This is a genomic window from Cyanobacterium sp. uoEpiScrs1 (assembly GCF_947331815.1).
Taxonomy (GTDB): domain Bacteria; phylum Cyanobacteriota; class Cyanobacteriia; order Cyanobacteriales; family Microcystaceae; genus Rippkaea.
The window spans coordinates 688621-712295 of record NZ_OX373462.1 but is presented as its reverse complement, the minus strand read 5'-3'; the positions used below and the strand labels follow the sequence as shown (position 1 = coordinate 712295).

Sequence of the window (23675 nt, the reverse complement as noted above, 5' to 3'; positions counted from 1 at the left end):
TTTGTTTATAAATTAGGTTATATGACACTCAAGGTTTGCATTTAACTTATTAAATGCCTATAGCATCAAATACAAAACTAAATTTTACCAATAAATTCTAAATTTAGAATAATATATTATTGACTATAATTGAATTTTAAGTTAAACAACAATAGTTAAATTTATCAAATAATAGACTTAACAGCAAATTAATCTACTGTAATTTATTTAGTTATCAGATAACTTAGTAAAAATAACAAATTAACTATCAGATACTTACTTTTACTAGAGAAAAATTCTATTTTGAAATTAAGCTTATTTAGCTAAAATGTACTCAAAAAAAGAAGTTCAAAGAAAATCTGAACTCTTTTTTAAAAAGAACATATAGCTAAAAATCAAAAAATTGTCAAAGATATTGTCAATATAAATATTTAAGGACATGCTCAAAAGCAACGGAGCTAGTCTAAAAAAATAGAAACAATGCTTAAATATTACACTCATTAAATGAATACTCCTATCAATCCATGACAATAAAAGTTAGATTACACCTAATCTCAGGATATTTGTCTATGGTGTAACCCATCTTATTGACTAAACTTTCTATCTGTGTTCAGACAATAGAGTTCCAAAGTTTATTTTTGATTATTCACTCGGACCCACTATAAGATAATTTTGGAGTATAAATACTTCCCAGAAGTGATTTTTAGATCACTTCTGGGAAGTTACATACATAGACGAATAATTCTCCCTTCTTAAGAGAACCTATTGTTGATTAATAGTCAGTAGATAACTAAATCAAGAAAATTCATTTCAAATCAAGTATTTCGATGAGAAATCCTAGATTACCAACGGGAGCAGGGGTAGCCATATCCGAAGGTAAAAATGCACGAATGCTTACAGACACTAGGGCAACTAAAAATATCAGTAGAATAAGAAGCGGAGCGATATACTGGCGAAAAAATATCATGATTATGGATTAAACAAGTCAAAATTAAAAGGTAGTAATAGCTTATGTTCGATCAAAATCATAAGCTATTACTCTTCCATAATTGCACATTAAAATAGATAGGAAAAGGACAATTTGTCCCTGTTTATGGTGCTGTCAACTATTGGACGGGAAGATTTATCGCTCTATAGGACAAAATATTGTCTATTAACAGATTACCCTCTGAAAAATATTTTACTTAATTCGGCTGCTCAAGAATAGACAGTAATAATTCACGATATCGGTATTTCTCCTCTCATCTAAAAGGCGGAAGACTTTACATCATTAAAGGAAAATCTAGACAGTCCCTTCTGCTAGTATATCTGCCAAAATGAGTTACAATGATCATTCGTATTGCGCATATTATATGTTAGTTAATGGTAACTACACTTTATCAAAGGCTATCGTAACTATTACAAAAAATCAATAGCTAAATATTGTTTAGATTTTTATAATTAGTATTTAGGTAATTAATATAGTTTTATTACGAACAACTTATATTTAAATTAGCAATGTTGCGATACAGTAACCAAATACTATTTATTCTAAATTTAGCATTATTTTACTAAACAAAAACTTATAATTTGATTTGCTATTTACTATATTACTCTTGTCTATACATAATTGAATTATTTCTAATCATAAATTAGAAGTATTATGACTAAGTTTAAATAAATAACAAACACCCTTCCTACTGTATCTTCTTAGTCATACTTTAACAACTTTTTGAAGTAAATATACAGCTATAGAATATCAGCATAGCTAATAATACTTACTTTAGTACTTTATTACCTTTTATCTTATCTGCAAACGTCCCTAACCTCTTTTAGCAGTACAATATTAACGGTTATAATCGTTTTGCATATTAAGAAATTGCGTAAATTCTGGTTGAAACAAAAGTTTAATAGGACCAGTTGGTCCATTTCGGTGTTTTGTAATAATTATCTCTGCAATTCCCCGGTCTACAGTGTCAGTATTATAATATTCATCACGATATAACATCATAATTAGATCAGCATCCTGTTCAATTGCCCCACTTTCTCTTAGATCTGACATCATAGGACGTTTATTATTTCTTGTTTCAACAGCGCGACTCAATTGGGATAAAGCAACTACAGGAACATTTACTTCACGAGCTAACCCTTTTAAAGAACGGGTTATTTTGGACAATTCTTGAGTTCTATTTTCACTTCCCCCCCCTTCCATTAATTGTAAATAATCAATTAAAACTAACCCTAAATCTCCCTTTTGTTCTGCCTTTAAACGCCTTATCTGAGAACGAATTTGCATTACAGTTATGTTAGCAGCGTCATCAATATAAATGGGCATTTCCGACAAGTTTCCTAATGCTAAACTCAACTGTTCATATTCATTTTGAACAAATCTCCCCGTCCTTAGACGATTTCCTTCAATTTTAGACTCTGCAGCCAATAATCTTAAGGAAAGTTGTTCTTTTGACATTTCCAAGCTAAAAATAGCTATAGGTAACTTACTATTTTTAGCAATATTGGCAGCCATTGCTAAGCCGAAAGCTGTATTGTGTACACAGATGTCATTAGCAATAAAATTATGAGTTTCAGGAATAGTTAAATCATAGACTTGTCGTTCTCCAACGTATTCAATCAAGGAAATTTCATCCCAATAAACCTCACTGGTCATCAGTGGATTTAAGGATAAATCACCTGAAGAAATGGCTGATCTTAAGGTTTTATTTCGTGAGAGTACTTGTTTACACAAATATAAGTCATCATAATTTTTTATCTCTGTCCTTTTTTTTATACCCGTCCAGAACCTACTCTCTGCAGAAAAGTCTATTTGTTGCGAAAATTCTTTTTTGATTAGGTCACAATTAATTTTAAATTGTTGTTTTAATAAAGTCTTTTTATCTAAGTCAATTAATTTTTCATTTCCAAAAATTCTTATTTTTTCAAAAAATATCTTAATCGATTGAGCATCATTAATATCAATTTCCCAGATTATTTTATTATAAATATTATGTTTTAAAGGTTGTTTTTTTAGGCTAGAAATTATACCAAATCTTAGTAATAAATGTTGGATTTGACGAATTAGACTGAGACTCACTGAACAATACATTAATTGAATTTGCCCATTTTTATGGATAAAAATTAGTCCACTAGTGGCAAACAAGCGATTGAGAAACAAACTCAACAATTGGGGCTGTAACTCAAAAATAATTGATGGGATAATTTTATTGTAAGAATCTCTACCCCATAAACCTAATTCTTGTAACCATATTTTTAATGAATTGTTATCATTATTGCCAATAATAGCTGTTTCATAACAAACAAGTTTCTTAGAATCAACTGGTAAAACTCGATGTAATTGCTCAAAAGTTTGTTGATTTGAGACACATTTTCCTTGCTTACAATTCTGGATAAAGGAATAATTGACATTTAATAAGTGAACTAGTTTTTGATAAGAAAATTTATTAGATCTAATTATTTTTTTTAAAAAACCGGTAGAGATTGTACGATTACTCCTAATTAATCCTAAATTATCTACTATAAAAAAACTTTGTTTCTTCGTTAGTCGTGAAATTTGACGCTTGACTTTTACTCCTTTAAAGTTAGTTACAGATTGAATGAAATCTTTTTGTAGCCAAGGATTATTATTTGTGAATAAAGGATAATTTTGGGTCAAACAACCGCCACCTATTAAGTAGGCCAATGTTTTAACTTGATGTTTGGGAAGTATTCTAGTTCCAAAAATATCAATTTTACGAGGAATAGCAATTTTGTCGCCTGGTTTTAGTTGTGAGAGTTGCTGCCATCCTTTAATAGTTAAATAAGGGTGAGTTAGGGTTGTCTCAATATAACGTCCTAGTTTAGTAGTTACTTTAAACACTGGTTTGATACCATCATCTATAAAATCAGAAGGATTAGTTATCCTAAATTTCCAATCTTGATGTAATGTCAATAACTGACCCTGACGACGATGATAAATTTCTTCTATTGTCGCTAAACTGCCGTCAGCTAAAACGATTTCTGAATTAGCTGCTAAACATTTTCCCATAGAAGGTCGCCCAGCAATGATAATTAAATCAGAACGCTGTAACCCTCCTGTCATAGCATCTAAATCATAAAAATCTGTTTGAATTCCAGGTAAAGATGTTTTTTGATGACGTTTTTCTAACTCACTATAAGTTTGAACCAAAGTATCAGCAATGGGAATCAATCCTTCCTGAGGGCGCTTTTGAGTTAGCCTAAAAATCTTCTTTTCTGATTCATCTAAAATTTGGTCTAATTCCTTAGTGGTTTCAAATCCTAGCTCTACTATTTCATGACCGGATGAAATTAACTGACGGCGTAAGTACTTTTCCATTATTAATACGCCATAACGATCAATGTTGACCGCCGAAACTGTGCGGTCTAATAACTGCATTAATTTATCAATACCACCTACTTTTTCAAGGAGTTGATAATCTTCTAAGACAGTTTTTATTGTTAATAAATCAACGGGTTTCCCTTGGGCATAAAGTTTTAGCGCTGCTTCATAAATCTCCTTATGAACTGGGACATAAAAAGCATTTGGGGTAATTAAATCTACTACTCGTCCCATTGCATCTCGATCCAGTAAAATACCGCCCAAAATAGACTCTTCTGCTTCAATATTTTGGGGAGGAAGGGCATTATTGTCAACCATAAAGTTACGGTTTAATTAATAGGGGACGTTAAGAGACTAAATTATTATATCATAATAGCTACTTTCTAAAGCATATGAATAATCTTAACCTATAAAAGTAAAAATATATAGTTAAAATTAAAAATTAAGCTACTACATGTAGCAGCTTAATTTTTAATAGTTAAATTACATAAATTACATAAATTACATAAATTACATAAAATAAAGAGTGTTAAAAAACTGAGTAAGATAAAATTAAGTATAAGCAATTTAGACAAACTAACAATGGCAATACTCAAATATTTGTGTGTATAATATACGTATTTTATATTTTTTACAAACTTGAAATATATTTTTTAAGTTTGTAAAAAATTGATTGCTATAATCTATTTTTAATATTGATATTATTTGATGTACTGATATTATGAAAATAATGTATCTAGAAAAAATACTTCTAAATAAAAATATTTAATATAAAAATATATAAAAATATATAAAAATAAGATTTACTATAAAGAAGTAATTATGTTATAGGTATAAAAAAATTAAAACTTGCTAATTCTTTGTACAATATTAATAATTTCAATAACTTCAATAACTACAGTATTTTGCTCTGTTTTCGATTAATAATATGGTGCGATAATATTTTTGATTTTCTCTCTTTAAATTTTTATTACTTAAAATAAAATATTAAATTTTTAAAAAAGTTATAAAAATATTTATGGCTATCTATGCAATTAGATTAACTTAACTTAATTCTAATATTTGTCACATTATCAGTAAAAATTAATAGAATTAAGTAGTTCTCTAGTGTTAATTAGTCCATATTAATCACACACAGATATATATAACTTTTGCATAACTATTTACGATTGATCTTTCTTTTGATAATAGTTATTAGTTGCTTATATTAAAATTATCTAAATTCTAACTGAGTTATATTGTTATATTAAATATTTTAATATCAATATCACCATTATTTTTTATTGAATTATTTTAAAAAATACTCTATGTTATTCAGCAGATAATAATATATTGATTTAGTTATTTTATTGAGCTATTACTATAGTTGTGTATGCTATGCTTAGCATTATATTAATGTTTTTTGTAAAAACTATCCTGAAATATTGTTAATAAAATTTGCTTATTTAGATTATATATAATAATATTAACCATATATTTTTTACTATTTGCCAACAGGTGGGATTATACTTGAAACATTTTTTATAAAAAAATAAAGCTTATAAAATATAATAATTTAAATTAATTACAAATAAATCATAATCTTTTAATTATAAAATTCTAGAATACTTATAATTAAATTAATTTAATATATTAAGATCAGCTAAAAAACTTTGTTGAGAAACAACAAAGGTACGTTACTACTAATTGCAACGTACCCTCAATTGAATAAACTCGAAGAATAGACTTAGATTCAAATTAGACAAATAATGGACTATCACCTCTCTCTCGAGTGATAAAACTATCTTGATCCAAGCCATAATTATAGAAAATGCTGAACGCAGCATACAAAGATCATTTAGGCACTTTCAAGACAGGCTAAGCGTGTTTTCAACAACTCTTCTAGATCTTCTAATGCCTTTGTAAACCCTTTAATTCCTTCATCAAGCTTATCAAAAGCCATCTTATTTTCTTGGTGCATTTTGTCAAAAGTAGCTCTATCGATAGAGATTTTGTCTATTTTAATCTTATCTGCAACGTCTGGATCAAGTTTACGAGGCAATTCAGCTTTGGTTGACTGTAATTGTTCTAACAGTTTGGGAGAAATAGTCAATAAATCACAGCCTGCTAACTCAGAAATTTCTCCAATATTACGGAAACTTGCTCCCATTACTTCAGTTTTGTAGCCAAATTTCTTATAATAGTTATAGATTTTAGTCACAGAAATTACTCCGGGGTCTTCTGCTGGGGCGTACTCCTTTCCTGTTTCTTTTTTGTACCAGTCAAGAATACGTCCCACAAAAGGAGAAATTAGAGTAATGCCTGCCTCCGCACAAGCAATAGCCTGGTGAAGTCCAAACAACAGAGTTAAGTTACAGTGAATATTTTCTTTTTCTAGCACCTCTGCGGCTTTAATTCCTTCCCAAGTAGATGCAATTTTAATCAAAATCCGATCACGTGACACTCCATTAGCTTCGTACTCAGAAATTAAATAGCGAGCTTTTTCTATAGTAGCTTTGGTATCATAAGATAGACGAGCGTCTACCTCAGTAGAAACTCGGCCAGGAATGATTTCAAGGATTTTTAAACCAAAAGAAACTGCTAGACGATCAAAGGCTAAGGTAACAACATCAGAAGTTGACGCAGATTTGCCTAATTCAATACGTGCATGTTTAAGTGTATCATCCACAATTCCCTGATATTGAGGCATTTGAGCAGCTGCCGTAATTAATGAAGGGTTAGTGGTCGCATCTCGGGGCGTAAAGATTTCAATAGCTTGAATATCTCCCGTATCAGCGACAACAATAGTAAATTCACGTAATTGTTCAAGTAAACTAGTCATAATTGCTCCTTATGAAACGCTTAATAGATTTTTAAGTTAGCCAGTGAAAGCTAAATGAAGAGGTTAACCCTTCTACTTCCTATAACCTTATCAGGGGCAACCCTTCTACTTTCTATAACCTTATCAGGGGCAACCCTTCTACAATAATTAATTTCAGGAAGTTCTAATGATTGTTGAAATAATTGAGCTTCTGCGCTGGAAGTATCATATTATAAAACAACTGAAATCTCTCCAAGCTAAGGCAGATACCAGAATTTTGAACGTATCTAAATGAGGTATATTATTGTCTATCTATAAAAAAACTGGCGAAGTAAAGAAATTTTAGTTTTTGAGCATAAGAGCTGATATTGTACGCTTGCGCAACTAGTTGGGAGAAACTGTATAGTTGAACTTATAACCTAACTGTTTTACTATCACCATTAATTCGCCATCCTCCGATCAAAACTCTAGTACAAAATGTATACCAGTTTTCTAGTCCTCAGCAATTATCTGTCCAAATTATAGCTTTATATACTCTGATTTATAAGGTAGAAGTTTCTATGCCAATGGATTCTACACTTTCTGGGATATTGCACTAATTACTTTTGTTAGAGATTCACTTTTTGGAAACATCAATAATGAATCGATAGAAGAAATTGGCGGCTAAGTACATTTCTAAAAACTTAATTAGCAAAGCTAGAATACAGCAACAGAGTTGCTGTATTCTAGCTTTTATTTATTTTTCTTTAACAGAACTTCTTTTTGAAAACCTAACAACTTTTGTGAAAAATTAGAAATTGTAATTCGTTCTACATTATTCTGTATAAGTTTTTCACTAAATACTTTAGATTGAAACTTTTTTCAAAAGTACGTCAAGATATTTAACATAGAGTAAATCCTTGTAAGGTTGAAGATAAATGACTGTAGAGCTGCCGTCGCTGGATAGCATACAAGAAATTGTGCGTTAATATGGTTACTGGGCAGTGTTTATCGGCATAACCTTAGAGAATACAGGAGTTCCTATTCCTAGGGAGACCATCATGATAGTCGGAGGAGTTCTATCTGGTAGTGGAGAATTAAATTATTGGGGCGTAGTAGTAACAGCTACTGCAGAAGCAGTTATAGGTGATAATTTTCGATATTGGATTGGTCGGTCAGGAAGCTGAGCAATTTTATCAAGATTTAGATGTTTATTTAGAATTCCTTCTCAAAAAATGGAGAAGGCCAAAACACAATTTTGCAATAACGCAGTGAGCTCTGTATTTTTGGAACGTTTTGTGGCGTTGTTGCGAATTTTGCCGGACCTATGGCAGGGATTACTAAAATGCCTATAGTACGTTTTTGCTATGTAACCTTGGTGGGGCTGCAGTTTGGGCGTTTATTATGGTAAGTTTATCTTTTTTTGTTGGATGCATTATTACCCTACATCAGTTAGTCAAGTTTATAGCTCAATTCAGTATTGTTTCATTGGCTTTATTGATAACTTGGATTGTTATTTCTTGGTGGCTAGATCATAGAAATCAAAAGTTTCTGATTTCTGACTCAAAGACCACACACAACACACTGGAATCTACATTAATAAATCGATACAATATTTTACATTTATGATACTAGACCTTGATAAATACCGTTTTTAGCACACAGTTGTCTTTCTGTCTTTCTTTGAGTTTCTTTTCAATCTACGTCACGTTGGTCATTTTTAAGAAAAACTTGGTAAGCTATTAGGTGATAGGATAAATCGTTCATCTGCCTACTTGGTAGACGGAAGTAGGAAGTCATGAGAGCTTCTGAAGGAACGCGCCTCATTCGATAACTCAACGAATTTGAAGGAGGCGATATGAAATCTCATAATAATTGTCTTAGCATTAAGTCCGAAGATAGCTTATTATCTGTTGCGGAACAGTTGCGTTTTTTGATCAGTCAGGAGCGCCGAAAGCAGCAAAATCGCCAACTTTCTATGCTATACAGGCTAGCGTCTGAGCGTCCGAAGTAGGAACCTATGTTTAACAGTTAACCTATGAATAAAGTGAGAGTCAACAATTACTGACTCTCACTAGTGTCTTCCCATAGATTTAATCCAAATGGTTCGTAACAGAAGAACAATAAATTATAACTATTAATAACGAATACAACATTCCTCGTACGGACATGTCATAACGTTCCAAGTGTACGGGATGACTATTAAGAACTGGAATTGTTTTGTCTATTGTCTTGAGGTAGATTACCAATATTTAAAAAGGAATTGGATCTTCTTCTCCATGAAAAGAGGTTAAAGTAGAAGTGGGGGCGAGTTGGTCCGGTTCGGAGTAGGCAGAAGATTGGGAAGAATCTATAGGGACAACATGATTTTCAGAATTAAAAGAGGTTTGGGAAGTAGGATAATTGTCCAGAGAATAAATATGGGAAGCCACTAACTCTACTCTTTTTTCCTTAAATCCTTCAGGACGGTCAAAGGTATTCATTGAGAGGCGGCCTTCAATAATTAGGCGGTCACCTTCTCTGTAGGTATTTTGCATTTTCGTTGCTAAGCTACCCCATCCGATTACTTTTATTGTAGAAGTTAAATCTTCTTGACGTCGTCCTACAAACTCTACCAACATTTGAGTAATCGGAGTTTTATCGTCTTGAGTATAACGCAATTCTGGAGGATTGATAACCTTAACCATTAAGATACAACTATTCATTGAATTAACTCCTAAACTATCGTTAATCATCAGTATAATTTTCTATCGAACTTATTTTCATTAGTTACATACTGACCATCTCCCCTTGTTCTTGCTCAATAAAACTTTGAACTCTCTGACGGTAATCTTTGAGAGAAATATCCACCCATTCACGATCATCACTATTAGCAAAAATGTGGACTAAAGGTTCTCCTGCATCCGGTAAAATAAGAACCCAATTATCATTTTGAGGGTTAACTACTTTCACTCCGTCAATCAATTTTAGCTGTTCTGGAGAGTGAGTTTCCACTAAATGGCGCATCAAAGCTCCCTTAACTTTCCAGGGACAGCGAACTGCGTAGGACTTATGACATACTCGTGGTAATTCAGCTCGAATTTGTACCAGCGATCGCTTTTGAATAGTCAACATTTCTATCAATTTAGCAATGCCGAACATTGCATCAAATCCTGGATGTAGTTGAGGAAAAATAAAACCCATGTCTCCACTTCCCCCCAAAGATACATTGGGATTAGTTTGAGAAGCTTCCATTAAAGCGGTGGGATTAGCTTTAGTGCGAATCACCCTACCATCATGACGACGGGCAATCTGTTCAACGGCACTAGATACTTCTATTGGTACTACTACCGTACTACGAGGATAAGCCGTAAAAATAGTATTCACCATCAATGCTGTAAGCAATTCTCCGCGAATAGGTAATCCTGACTCATCTACCAGGATAAATTGTTCCCCATTAGCAGACACCTGAACTCCTAAATTAGCTGTAACTGCTCCTACCACTTGGCCTAGTTGGTGCAATAAGGCTTCTCGTTCTTCGTTAGAGACTGAAGTTTGTCTTAAACTCGCATTTAGAACTACTGCATCACAACCGAATTTCGTCAATAGTTGGGGTAGAATAGCGCCTGAAACTCCGTAAACATAGTCGATAACAACTTTCGAGCCACTACGGCGAAGTGCCTCCACATTAAGTTGAGTTTCAAAAGTATTACGGTAATTCTCAATAATTTGGGTAGGATAAGACATATCACCAATCTCTGAAATTCCTACCCGTCTTAGGTCTTCTTTAAAATAGGCTCCTTCAATTTTCTTTTCTTTAGATTTGGAAATATTAATTCCTTGTTCATCAAAAAATTCAATAAGGATATGGTCAGGGCGATCTGGGTAAGCCCGTAGGTGAACCCCGCCAGCAACTCCTAATTTAGGTGTAAGGATGCGGGTGATGGGAATAGCTGTTGCTTCTAGGTTTTGAATATCGATACCCACCGACATTAACCCAGCAATCAAAGAACGACTGACCATACGGGAGACACTACGTTGATCACGGGAGACGACAACCTGAGAACCTAGTTTTAGAGTTGAACCGTAAGCTGCTCCCAATTTAACAGCAAATTCAGGGGTGATATCGATGTTGGCCAATCCCATTACACCTCTTTGACCAAATAAATTGCGATGGGCGATATTGCCCCAAATCAAATTTATATTCAAGATAGCTCCCGATTCAATGCGTTTGCTAGGCCAGACGCGAACACTTGAGCTAATTTGGGACTCTTCTCCAATCGTGGACAAAGGACCCACTACCGCTCCTTCTAGGATTTGGGCACGCCGATCAACCCGTGTCCCCCTGGCAATGACACAGGCAGCTAGATAGGATTCGTCTCCAATTGTAACCCCATTCCAAAGAATAGGGCGTTTTAGGTCTGCTCCTGCGCCAATGGTGACATTATCGCCAATAACACTCCCTTTTTCTATAATGACTTCCGGTCCAATACGACAATTGTGACCTATAAGGACAGGGGTAGTAATTTTGGCCGTAGGGTCTATATAAGTATTTTGTCCTAACCAAAATCCAGGATATGTTTCTTCATAAGCAAAATCTAAAGTTACTTTTCCCTCTAGAGCATCATATTGAGCTTTTCGATAAGCTTCTAAATTACCAACATCACACCAGTATCCTTCAGCGATAAACCCGTATATGGGTTCACCTTTATCGAGTAGAAGTGGAAAGAGATCTTTGGAAAAGTCTGACTCTTCATTGTCGGGCAGATATTGTAAAACCTCAGGTTCTAGGATGTAGGTTCCAGTATTGACTGTATCTGAGAAAACTTCACTAGTAGAGGGTTTTTCTAAAAAACGGTTAATCCGTTGGTGTTTATCAATGATCACTACTCCAAATTCAACAGGATTAGAAACGCGGGTCAGAACAAGGGTGGCCTTAGATTGTTTTTTTTTATGAAAAGTGATCGCCTTTTGAAGATCGAAGTCCGTGATGCTATCTCCACTAATTACCAAAAAGGTATTATCAAGAAGTTCTTCAATATTTTTGACACAACCTGCTGTCCCTAGCGGTTGATCATCTTCTATCGCGTAGGTCATTTCTATTCCAAACTCACTACCGTCTTGAAAGTAGTCCCGCATTACATCGGGGAGATAGTAGAGAGTAGCAATGATTTCTCGAATGTTATTACGTTTTAGTAGATTAACAATATGCTCGGCAATGGGTCGATTTAAGACTGGAACCATTGGCTTAGGTAGATCACAAGTTAGGGGTCGTAACCTAGTTCCCGATCCCCCAGCCATTAGCACTGCACGCATAAGTCCTTCTTCTCCTTATTGTTTATCTTACAATCACTCAATTTAATGGTTGCAAATGTCCTAGCTGTTGAGTCTGTTTCAATTTTACTGTTTGTTGTCTCAGACTTTATTCGATAATTCGATTTGTTACCCTATGAAGGCCTATATATTATGAACAACATTTAAAGCAAAGATTAACTTTAACTCATCAAATAGAAAGACTTATAGTTTTTTATAAATTCTTCTGATCATCATGATGGAAAATAAAGACTCTTAACACTCAAATTATTTCAAATTAACTTTTCTTATTTCATTTAGTCTTAGGAGAAATGATCCAAATTGGACCATAAAATAGTCTAGTATCAAAAGAGAATTTGGTGAATCTTTCATGTAGATTTCTAATTCGTTAACACAACAACATCTCACACGCCCTTACATTTATATTCAAAAATTTTTCTATTGTGCTAGTAATACATCCTATATTTGCGCTAATAGATACTGTTACTAAGTTCATGTTTCTCAATTGTTGAGGGAGTTGATTGTCCCAGTTGGAAGATAGAGTAGTTAGAATAAATATTATTAGCACTATTCTTGCTCTGAATAACATTACAGAACAGAATAATTTATAATGTTTCTCATTGGGTTGTTAACTTAGATTTAGATGTAGAAGAGTTAGCTTCCCCACTCTGTCCAATAGGGTTGCTGGACTCTTGCCGGCAACCCTATTGGACAGGGTGGGCTTGTTAGGTAGTTATAAATCGTGCTAATTCTTTACCTGTTTTTGCATCATGAGCATGTACTGTACAAACTAAACAAGAATCAAATGAACGAGCTACATGACCCACTTCAACGGGATCCGTGGGGTCATCAATAGGAATACCTACCAACGCTTCTTCAATTGGTCCACGAACATCCTTACCATCTCTTGGTCCTACATTCCAAGTAGTGGGGGCAATGACCTGATAATTCTTAATTTTTCCACCTTCTACTTCAACCCAATGACATAATGCACCACGACTGGCTTCAGTACCGCCCCAGCCACGACCATCTTTAGAAGTTGGTTTGATATACCAGGGATCATTGAGTTTAAACTCTCGTAAGCACCGTTCTACTTCCCGATATAGTTTAACGGATTCATGCATCCGTGCAAACTCTCGTAAATGAATGCTAGGTCCACCCATCTTTTTGAACATATCAAGAACTAATCCATCATAATGCTGGAAGCTTTCTCCTTGTGTACCGCCTGCAACTAACTGACGTGCCAGGGACCCTACCTCCATCCGACCTAAGTCTTTATGACTTACTGCAGTTGCCCAAGAATATTTGTCCTCATAATCCCCTGTGTTCTTCTCTTTTGGTCTAGTCTGACGATAGAAAGGATGAACATCAGAAGTTCCTTCTTCATACCATGCATGAGTGGTATTCTCACGGGTAAAGGTATGGTCCACCATATGATGGGTATCAGTAAAGCTATCATAGACTCCCGCCTTCATAATGACTGCGGTATTACGACCTTCGATAGTGGGCTTTTGGTATCTATCTTCGTGAGGTAGATAACCCCAGGTAAGATAACGTCCAGGTCCTTGACCATATTTATCTAAACCGATGTCTATGCCCATTCTCCAATAGAGACCAAGATCAGAATTGGCATGATTTGGACTCTCGTCTAACCATTCAAGGAAATCTTCGTAGGTTTTAATTTTTTCATAACGTTCTAAAGAACAGCCTAACCAAACTGGTTCTAACCAATTAGAGCGAAAATACTCCATAATACCCCAACCCCGTGTAATATCTGTCAGAGTTGGCGCGCACATTACGCCTCCGGGAACCATATAGCTAGAATGAGGCCATTGTCCACCAAAGAGAGCATACAATTCTACGGGTTTAGCTGATACAGTGATAGCCAACTCGTATGATGTCCCAGTAAATGCACTAAAACGTTTACATGCTTCCTCATAGAAGGGACTATTTTTGTATTTTTTGTTGGTTAAGTCAATGGCATAAAGAGCATAGAAATGCCGGGGGTGACTCTGAATAGTTTCCACCAATTGCCCTAAATTTCGAGCTAAAATAGCGTTACGAGGAACTTCAGTCTCCCAGGCCGTATCCAAAGCCCAAGAAGCAGATGTGAGGTGCGATGCACCGCAAATGCCGCATATGCGAGGAGTGACAATCAACCCAGCTTGTGGATCTTTTCCCCTTAAAATTACTTCAAATCCACGGAATAACTCTGCCTTAGTCCAAGCGTTAACGACCTTTCCATCTTCAATATCCACACGAACATCCAAATCTCCTTCAACTCTTCCAACAGGAGAAAGTTCTAATGTTTTAACTGTCATCCTAACATCTCATCCAAAGTATTTGAACACAAACTATCAAGTTATGTAACTGTCAAAAGCACTCTATACAGTAAACATATCATCGTCAGCCCAATCTGGACTAGAATTCTTTGCCATGACAGTCATTATGGCATAGTCTTTTTTGTTGATTTGTGGTGGTAAATCTTTGGGCACACCCATCACTGTTCTAGTTTTAAAGACTGTTCCTGGTTTCAAATCATAGAAAGGAAACTCTGGTTCAGTGCATCCTAAACACGGCATTCCAACACGAGTTTTTGAAGAAACTCTATTCCATAGAATCCTGTTACAAGAAGAATGAGTCATGGGTCCACGACAGCCTACATCATAAAAAAGACATCCGTTACGCTGTCCAAACTCATGGGTACTCGATTTATAATTAAAATGCATACTACGAGTACAACCGGTTTGTGTAAAGGATTTGAAGAAAGTTTCGGGGCGATGGAATTTATCGAGGGTGATATCTCCTAGTCGTCCTGTAGCCACCGCGACTAGTATTTGAGAAATCCAGTCGGGATGAGCCGGACAGCCCGGTATGTTAATAACAGGTAAGCCCGCTTGAGAACGGTATTTAATCCCTAGGGCTCCTCCCTCTTTGCGTTTTAGAAATTGGAGTCCAAGTGATTCACTAGGGTTAGGGGACATGGCAGGAATACCACCATAGGTAGCGCAGTCTCCTACAGCAACTACGAATCCTGCAACCTTGGATAAATCTGCTAACCAGTCTTTCATCGGACGGCCAGCGAACCGGTTCCACTCTCCAGTTCCATTAGGAGCGTTAACAACGGTCCCTTCAAATACTAGAATATCAACGGGAACTTTTCCCTTCACACAGTCGTCGAGTAGTTGCTGAAGACTATCACCTAACTCAAGTCCTAGCGAAGGATGCCAAATAATTTTTATCCCAAAATCTGTTACCAAATCAACAATAGTAGGTTCTTCTGCATTGAGAAATGATATAGTATTTCCACTGCAGGCACCACCCTGAAGCCATAGGACATTAGTCATGGAACCCTCATGTCTATTCAACTGTAAAATACAATAGGCTATGTAAAAACGATTATCGGAGATAATGCATTTACATCTCAACAATTTACTCAGATTATTTACAAAAATTAATCATATTTGTTTTATAAAAACTCATGCTCAGTCCTAGATCTAGGACTGAGCATGAGCCTAAATTATATATGATATGGATTGCGTATATTTTATTTATGTTATATAGTTACTTATTCAAAATATTATTACTAGCTAGATTGCAGACTACAACAATAATTGTAACTTAAATAGCAGATTAAAGGTATCTCGTACTACAGTTTAATTATATCTTAGAACAGATTTTTTTGATTTAAAGAACTCAATGACTTATTTTAAAGTTGCAAAGTAGCAGGTAACATAGACAGTAGTTATTTTTCTAATTAAAAGAGTGCTAACTTTCTACCTACGACTTTAAATAATGCCTAAACCTCGTAAACGTTTTGCTCAACATTGGTTACGTGATGAAAAAATCTTAACAAAAATAATACAGACTGCTCAACTTAAAAATAGCGATCATCTTCTGGAAATTGGTCCGGGAACCGGAGTTTTAACCCGTCGTCTTATCCCGAATGTCCGGTCTACTGTGGCAGTAGAATTGGATCGTGACTTATGTCAACAGTTAGCCAAAAAATTAGGTGATATTGATAATTTTTTATTGTTACAAGGAGACATCTTAACTCTAGATTTAACCACTCAGTTACAACAATTTCCAACATTTCACCCCATTAACAAAATAGTAGCAAATATCCCTTATAACATTACCTCTCCCATCTTAAAAAGATTATTAGGAACCATTGCCTGCCCTCATCATCCTCCATATAATCTAATCGTCTTATTAGTTCAAAAAGAAGTGGCTCAGCGTATTGTAGCTCGACCTCAAACAAAAGCCTACGGAGCCTTGTCTATTGGAATGCAATATTTGGCTCATTGCGAGTATATCTGTGATGTTCCGAGGAAAGCCTTTGACCCGCCCCCAAAAGTTGACTCTGGGGTAATTCGTTTAACTCCTAGATCCCTCAAAATTCCTGTGACTAATCCCCGACAATTAGAGACACTAATTAAAGTTGGATTTGCTAATCGTCGCAAAATGTTAAAGAATAATTTTAAAAGTATCATTGACTATGATAGGTTAATTTTTTTCTTAGAACAATTAAATATTAATCCTCAAGCTCGTGCAGAAGAACTGAGCTTATCGCAATGGATAATTTTAAGTAACAACTGGCCTATCCAAAACAAAAATAATTCAACAATTATTTATTAATAAACATGTCAATAATTACAGGAAAAACAAAGTTACTAGGTATTATCGGCGATCCAGTAAAACATTCTCTATCTCCAGTAATGCAAAACGCAGCAATTAATCATTTAGGAATAGATTATGTTTATGTGCCTTTTCCTATAAAAACCAAAGATTTAACCACTGCGATCAGGGGATTTGCTAGTATTGGAGTTGCAGGATTTAATGTCACTATTCCTCACAAACAAACCATTATTCCTCTCTTGTCAGAAGTTACTCCCACGGCTAAATTGGTGGGAGCAGTTAATACGGTCTGGTACACTGAAATGGGATGGAAAGGGACTAACACTGATATAAATGGCTTTTTATCCCCTATCCGATCATTAAAACGAGATTGGTCCAATATAACTCCAATTATTCTAGGCAATGGAGGTGCAGCTAGGGCTGTAGTAGTAGGATTAGCTCAACTAGGATGTCTTCAAATCTACGTTGTGGGGCGAGATCAACAGAAGTTATGGAGGTTTATACAAAGTTGGAGAAATACTAAACTTACAGCCACTTTAAGTGGTTATCTTTGGGATGAATTGTCAAAAATAATAGAAGAAACTGAACTATTAATTAATACTACTTCTATTGGAATGTCTCCTAATATTGATGACTCTCCTGTAGAGTCTGCACTTCTTACTAGACTGCCAAAGAATGCGATGGTATATGATTTGGTTTATATGCCTAACCCCACCAAATTGCTTAAGAATGCACAACAACAAGGGCTAATAATTATTGATGGTTTGGAAATGTTAGTCCAACAAGGAGCAGTGTCTCTACAATTATGGTCACAAAAGCCTGTTCCTATTGATATTATGACTCAATCCTTACAAGATCATTTAAACCTTTAATAGTAATTGATAGTAATTAATACTTTGTCATGAAAAATTATTGGTTTAATTCTAATAACCCAACTGGAGGATTAATTTCTATCCGTTTATTTTCTAGGTCAACCACGGGCACAATTTCATAAACGAAGGGAATTAAAACAGTAGTCATTTTAATTCCCTTCGTTTGATTTATTTGTTTTTTACGGCGGGTCATTCTTGGAGGAAGTCTATATATCTCTGGTGCTTTTTGAACAGTTTTTTGATAAAGTTGAACTTCTAATAAATCATGACCTGCCGATAAAACATCAGTTACATTTCCAATTAATTCTTCCGTTCCTTGATGATAAACTTCCAAATTAATTAGATCTGAGATATGATATTCTCCTTCTTCTATTTTTGGGCGATCACTCTTAGGAACTACTAATTTATAATTTCGTAATGTCTCAGCTTGGGCACGATCTTTTACTTGGGATAACTTGATAACATATAGGTTTTTCCCTGGTACATATCTACCTCTAACTAGTTCAACTTCTTGTGGATATAACTCTTGAGGAGACTTTAACCATCTTATTCCCGGTTCTTCAAATCTTTCTGGAAAATCTGAATTGGAAATCACTCTTAATTCTCCTTCTAATCCTTGAGGTGCAACAATTGTTCCAATGCTGATCCAATCATCAACATTCTCTGATATTAAATTACTTCTATTCATTTTTTGATATCGCTATGATGTATATATTTATATCGTACCCATTATAAACTGTTATGCTATAATGCCTTCTGGATTTTAGAATTTTTTATAAACAAGTCAAATAGTTTTGTTTTGGTTTAATCAGTTAAATGACTTTAAAGATATGGCAAGCAGATTTTTATAAAACTTCTTTTCAAGACAAAGAATATCAGATTCGATGGCAACTTTTGATTTGTGATGTCCAAGGAAAAATAGTGTATCAGGCTGTTTGTAAACAAGAGGAAGCCGATTTAAATTGGTTATCCTCCAAGCTAAAGTCTGCCATTCAAAAAGAAAGACCTAATATAATTCAAGTTTTTCGGCCTCAATCAATTAACTTGTTAATTGCAGCAGCAGACAGATTTGGTATTAAAGTTGAAGCTACAAGACGAACGTCTAAGCTTAAAGAAATTTTAAACAAACAAGGGATTAACAATAATTTTAATCCCGTAAAAATAGAACAAGCACCCCCTCAAACACTTCCTGATAACTTATTGGGAGAAAGATGGCGGTTTGCTACCTTCCCCAAGGAAGGTATTATTGAATTTTTTAGAGATCGCCCAATTCCTATTGTCGATATTCCTGAGCTTCTACTTACTAAAAATTTGGAACTTGCCCCTACCGTAAAAATCCCAGGAGTTATTATTTATGGCGGCCGAACTTCAATGTATTTAGCCCGTTGGCTAGTAAGTGTTAAACCGGTAGCCCTAAACTATATTCCTACTCAGATAGATAAATCTGGAGGCTTAGTTTTAGAAGCAGGTCTAGTTAATCGTTGGATCTTAGCTACTTTTGAAGATTCACAAATGGCTAAGGCGGCAGAACAATATGAGTTACAAAAAAATAATAGCCAAGGATTACATTTTTTAGTCGTTCAGCCAGATGATTCTGCGATGACTTATACTGGTTTTTGGTTATTAAGACATGAAGAAATTTAAAATACTACTTGTTAAAAGAAAATTATGTACCAGTTTTAATATCTTGTAGAGTTGGTAAAAGTTCAATGAAGAATAATATATGATTGTCCGAGATATCGTATTCATCTACCTTATCGCCCAAATATAAGCATAGTTTTTTGTCTCTTCTGTAGTACATTTTCTAAAATCAGTTTTACTCATGTTAATTAATAAACAGGTTAATTGTATTATAAGTAACGTAAGATTAAAAAAATAAAAAACTGATTAAATCTTATGCTTATTTCAAAATTATTTTACATATAATGGCTACAAATATGAGCTCAGAAAAAGAAGAGTTTGAATCTATAAACTTATGGGAAAGAGTCATCGCTCAAACTAATCATGCTACTAATTGTGGTGCGTTACAATCTATTGTAACAAAATGTAAACTTGTAGAAGATGCTAATATTAAATTCTTAATCAGAATTTTGGATAATTTTCCACCTAAAGAAAATACTGAAAAACAAGAAATATGGCAGTGTAAAAATATAAAGAAGGGGGTAAATCCCTTTCTTCCCTATGAAAAAGACTTATTTGTCACTAATCTTTCAAACACTCATTTGTGCTTACTAAATAAATATAATGTATTTGATTACCATCTACTAATTATTACCCGTCTGTTTGAAGAACAACAGAGTTGGCTAGACTTAAATAATTTTGCTGCCTTATGTAAATGCTTATCACAAATTGATGGACTTGGATTTTATAATAGTGGCACGCTTTCAGGAGCAAGTCAACGTCATAAACATTTACAGCTTGTTCCTTTTCCATTAAGTTCTGAAGTAGAAAATATCCCAATTGAATCAATTATAAAAAAAATTAATTTCCAAAATAATGTTGAGTTTATATCTAATTTTAAGTTTAGTCACGCCTTAACTAAAATCAACTTTACTACTGAAAACAATCATTTTCAAAATGCTTTGATTATGTTAGATAATTATTATAAATTATTGAGAGCTATTAACCTACCCTTACGGAAAAGAAAACCAACTGTAGACTATAATCTTTTAATTACACGAAAATGGATGATGATCATTGAGCGCTCACAAGCAAGTTATGAATCTATTCCAATTAATTCTTTAGGTTTTGCCGGAACATTCTTGATTAAAAATAGAAAACAGATGGAACAACTTAAAAAATTAACTCCTCTAAAGATTTTACATAATGTTGCTCAAAATAGAGAACAATCAATAGATTATTGAATAGAAATACCAGAGATATTTATTATTTAATATATTAAATTTTTTAGTTATTAGTAGGCGTAAAGTTTAAGTTAAGTACTAATGTATTTAGAGATTTTAGTTCTATTCAAACAAATAATTTATTGTATATTTTTTATATATTGTTTTATACTTAAAATAAGTATTTTACATTTTGCTTATTGTAACAATAAAAGTAGATTTTTGTTTTCTTTGCTCTCTCTTGTAAAAAATTAATAAAAATACAAAATAATTCTAACAATAATTATTTACACTATTACTTTTTTTAGAATACTAAAATTTAAAAAAGATATAATTTTTTATGCCTCAACTATAACTATCAATAATTATCAACAGTAATTTTTAATAACTTACAAAACTCTTAAATACTAATAAACTTAATAACTTGATTTTTATAAAATTTGAGCTTTATAATATTTAGAAACTTTGTAAGATAATACTTAAAAAAGTAGTTATTATAGATTAAGTACAATAACTACTTTTTTAAGTTTATCTTTTAGAGCCAGATTGACAACTTGTGATCATTTAAAGTCAGACAACTATTATCTAGACACTGTATTTAATTTTCATAATCATGAAGCAAGTTTTAAGGCTTCAAAATAGAGGCTATAAACAAAACCAATTTTAAATATATTTAAAATGTCAAGCCATAGATTTTTTTTTAACTGTTGTATCTGACTATAAGCAATACGACTAATTGTTTCTGTGAATAATATTAAAAAAACAGCAATTGTAATATCCCAATAGGCTTCTTGTCCTGCAGTTGTTGACACAGCTTGTCCCACAAAAAATCCAAATAGAAGACCTATTAAACTTAAAGAAATTCGCCGCCAAGGGTTAGCAAATAGTCTATTAAAACGGATTTGGATATTATCAAAAAGAGTGTTTAATCTAGTTCTTTGCATAGTGAGTTGATATATGGTTAAGTAGATACCCATATTTCATGGGAAATGATTATCCATTTAGTTGGTATTAAACCGGTAATTAACTTTGTTTAGATATAAAGAAAAATCTTTTATCTTCCCTGAAGTACTATTTGGTAATACGACTGAGTAACCATAAAGAGATCCCAATTCCGATAAAATGAGCAGTAACTGCCGTTGAATTAGCTTGAATACTAAAAATATCTGCTGCTACTACTAAACATCCTGCTCCTCCCATTACCGCCCCAGTCTGTCCTACCGATTTCAATAAAACATTACCAACAACAGATTGAGTCCCGACTAACGATAATAGCATCCCAATCAGGTTAATAATCAATCCCCACCGAATCACTTGGATAGTATCAATTCGCTTTGGACGACGGATTGGATCTGAACTCTGTAGGAGATCAGCAATTTTAGTGTAACGAAGGGAAAAATAAATGCTAATTCCGAGAATGACTAAGCCACAAACAGCAAAAAATATACCAAACCCTGTGCCAGGGTTTTTTTCTCCTTCCCCTAATGAACCAGTCCCAAGAGCTAACAAAGAGATAATCCCGAGAACAATTTGTATCCAAAAGCTACGCCATCCCCACCATTTTAAAGTTAAGGAAGCTTCTAACATAGCTTCAGATACAGGACGGGTGATTGCTGGATTTTTGCGGTTATCGTTCATTGAATTGTTATCATTTTTACAATGTACTGCAGACTCCGAAGAAAGAAGAGGACAGAGGAGAAATCTTATTTTTTCGGGGAGAAAAACAATACTGGAAACCAACTACGGCGAAGAACTTCGTTAGCTAAACTAGGGTTTGTCCATTCTAAGATGGTGTTGCGATAATTGGACGCAATTGCGATCGCGCTAATGTCGAAGTTTAAGGCAGTATCAAGGATTTCCCCTAAGGGGTTTCCTTGGATAACTTTGGTTTTAACAGTTATATTCAGTGCTTCCAATTTTGCTTTAGCGTTATTTAGTTCCTCCTGTGCCTTTCTATAATGATATTTTGTGATTTCTTTCGTTCGTCCTCCATCATCAATCACCCATAGTAGTAAGCATTGTTCACAAGAATTTTTAGGGTGGTTTTCCAAGTGATTTATAACTTCTTCAAGTAAATACTTACCAGATTGTTCACCATTATAAGGAATCAACAAGTAACGCCACATATGTTGACAACGTAAAGCTAATTCTTCACAAGTATAGGTAGAGATTAACTGAGGACGCAAAATCATTAAGGGCGTCGAGGTTAATTTGACTAATTCTAAAGTATGACTCCCAAAAATTTTGGTTTCTATGGCACTGCGAATCGACATCCCTGTAAGTACAATATCAATGTCATAGAAGTCAATTAACCGTAAAATTGTATCTTTAGGTTGTCCGGAGAGGACTTCAACTTTAACTTCTACACCGTTGGGAGTTTTTTCCAAGGAGGGTGCAAGAAGTTTTTTTGCTTCAATAATTTCGTCTTCATCAACCCGGACAACTTTTTCCGACTGCCAAACTGAGATACTGTGTAAAAATACGATACGTTTAAGACCGCTATTAGCTAAAGAGGGGATAAAGTCAACTAGGCGGTGTAAACCGTCGGTGAAGTCAGTGCAAATTAAACAATTATGAAACATAAGGAAAAGTCTTCATTTTGAAGCAAACCACTCGAGACTACTATAGCAAGAATAAATGGTTCTATTGCTATTATGAACATTAAGGTTTAAGAAAACAAACATGCGAACGATAATCTAGAATCTGAATATTTTTCTGAGAGTAAACGCATTATAGAAAACCAGGTAAATTGTTTTTAAAATATTTAAAGATAGAAGGTTTAGATTCTTTGAGCAATAACTTATAGAAATGATAATATAAAAATTATCTCTATAATAACTTTTTACTGCATTTAACTCCTTATATTTTTAATATAAATTTTAGCTAAAATAATTAGAGCCGCAAATATTAATAATAAATAAAAGCTAGTCAACACTAAAATC

Annotated in this window: 14 protein-coding genes, 2 pseudogenes and 1 riboswitch; of the genes and pseudogenes, 5 read left to right on the top strand and 11 right to left on the bottom strand. The window is 33.9% G+C overall.

The features are described 5' to 3' along the window. Positions 1–784: 784 nt before the first annotated feature. The 3 genes and pseudogenes from OXU93_RS02490 to OXU93_RS02480 all read right to left on the bottom strand — a co-directional run. Positions 785–946, bottom strand: coding sequence for a hypothetical protein (locus tag OXU93_RS02490; protein ID WP_267384285.1), 162 nt, complete (start codon positions 944–946; stop codon positions 785–787). A gap of 858 nt (positions 947–1804) precedes the next feature. Beyond that, positions 1805–4627, bottom strand: a complete 2823-nt coding sequence (gene dnaB, locus OXU93_RS02485; RefSeq protein ID WP_267384284.1) for a replicative DNA helicase — start codon at positions 4625–4627, stop codon at positions 1805–1807. A gap of 1446 nt (positions 4628–6073) precedes the next feature. Beyond that, a pseudogene (locus OXU93_RS02480) lies at positions 6074–7130 on the bottom strand (transaldolase); the annotation flags it as partial. A gap of 896 nt (positions 7131–8026) precedes the next feature. Between OXU93_RS02480 and OXU93_RS02475 the strand changes: the two are divergent. Next, positions 8027–8717, top strand: a pseudogene (locus OXU93_RS02475) (DedA family protein). Positions 8718–8846: 129 nt separating this feature from the next. After that, a riboswitch (Glutamine riboswitch) is annotated at positions 8847–8911 on the top strand. 429 nt (positions 8912–9340) lie between these two features. Here the strand turns inward: OXU93_RS02475 and OXU93_RS02470 are convergent. The 4 genes from OXU93_RS02470 to OXU93_RS02455 form a co-directional block, all read right to left on the bottom strand. Next, on the bottom strand, positions 9341–9793 hold the full coding sequence (locus OXU93_RS02470; protein ID WP_267384281.1) for a single-stranded DNA-binding protein: 453 nt from the start codon (positions 9791–9793) through the stop codon (positions 9341–9343). 64 nt (positions 9794–9857) lie between these two features. Further along, entirely contained in the window at positions 9858–12383 is a 2526-nt protein-coding gene (locus OXU93_RS02465; protein WP_267384280.1) for a mannose-1-phosphate guanyltransferase, read from the bottom strand. 722 nt (positions 12384–13105) lie between these two features. Then, positions 13106–14701, bottom strand: coding sequence for a nickel-dependent hydrogenase large subunit (locus tag OXU93_RS02460; protein WP_267384279.1), 1596 nt, complete (start codon positions 14699–14701; stop codon positions 13106–13108). A gap of 63 nt (positions 14702–14764) precedes the next feature. Further along, positions 14765–15727, bottom strand: coding sequence for a hydrogenase (locus OXU93_RS02455; RefSeq protein ID WP_267384278.1), 963 nt, complete (start codon positions 15725–15727; stop codon positions 14765–14767). A gap of 448 nt (positions 15728–16175) precedes the next feature. Between OXU93_RS02455 and rsmA the strand changes: the two genes are divergently transcribed. Next, positions 16176–17018 (top strand): 16S rRNA (adenine(1518)-N(6)/adenine(1519)-N(6))-dimethyltransferase RsmA, encoded by an 843-nt coding sequence (gene rsmA, locus OXU93_RS02450; protein ID WP_267384277.1) that lies wholly within the window; start codon positions 16176–16178, stop codon positions 17016–17018. 5 nt (positions 17019–17023) lie between these two features. Further along, the gene (locus OXU93_RS02445; protein ID WP_267384276.1) at positions 17024–17890 is read left to right on the top strand and encodes a shikimate dehydrogenase; all 867 of its coding nucleotides are present in this window, start codon (positions 17024–17026) and stop codon (positions 17888–17890) included. Positions 17891–17927: 37 nt separating this feature from the next. Here the strand turns inward: OXU93_RS02445 and rimM are convergent, their stop codons facing one another. Next, positions 17928–18560 carry a ribosome maturation factor RimM gene (gene rimM / locus OXU93_RS02440; protein ID WP_267384749.1) on the bottom strand — a complete coding sequence of 211 codons (633 nt, stop codon included), beginning with the start codon at positions 18558–18560 and terminating at the stop codon, positions 17928–17930. 146 nt (positions 18561–18706) lie between these two features. Here rimM and OXU93_RS02435 point away from each other — a divergent pair, with 146 nt between their 5' ends. Then, complete coding sequence (locus OXU93_RS02435) at positions 18707–19534, top strand: Tab2/Atab2 family RNA-binding protein (RefSeq protein WP_267384275.1); 828 nt, start codon at positions 18707–18709, stop codon at positions 19532–19534. A 281-nt stretch (positions 19535–19815) separates the two neighbouring features. Then, positions 19816–20754 carry an ATP adenylyltransferase family protein gene (locus OXU93_RS02430; RefSeq protein WP_267384274.1) on the top strand — a complete coding sequence of 313 codons (939 nt, stop codon included), beginning with the start codon at positions 19816–19818 and terminating at the stop codon, positions 20752–20754. 590 nt (positions 20755–21344) lie between these two features. Here OXU93_RS02430 and OXU93_RS02425 read toward each other — a convergent pair. From OXU93_RS02425 to OXU93_RS02415, 3 genes are all read right to left on the bottom strand, one after another. After that, on the bottom strand, positions 21345–21677 hold the full coding sequence (locus OXU93_RS02425) for a DUF565 domain-containing protein (RefSeq protein WP_267384273.1): 333 nt from the start codon (positions 21675–21677) through the stop codon (positions 21345–21347). Between the two features lie 127 nt (positions 21678–21804). Further along, positions 21805–22371, bottom strand: a complete 567-nt coding sequence (locus OXU93_RS02420) for a DUF3611 family protein (RefSeq protein ID WP_267384272.1) — start codon at positions 22369–22371, stop codon at positions 21805–21807. A 65-nt stretch (positions 22372–22436) separates the two neighbouring features. Beyond that, positions 22437–23315: a universal stress protein gene (locus OXU93_RS02415; RefSeq protein ID WP_267384271.1), complete on the bottom strand. Its 879-nt coding sequence runs from the start codon at positions 23313–23315 to the stop codon at positions 22437–22439. Positions 23316–23675: the final 360 nt, after the last annotated feature.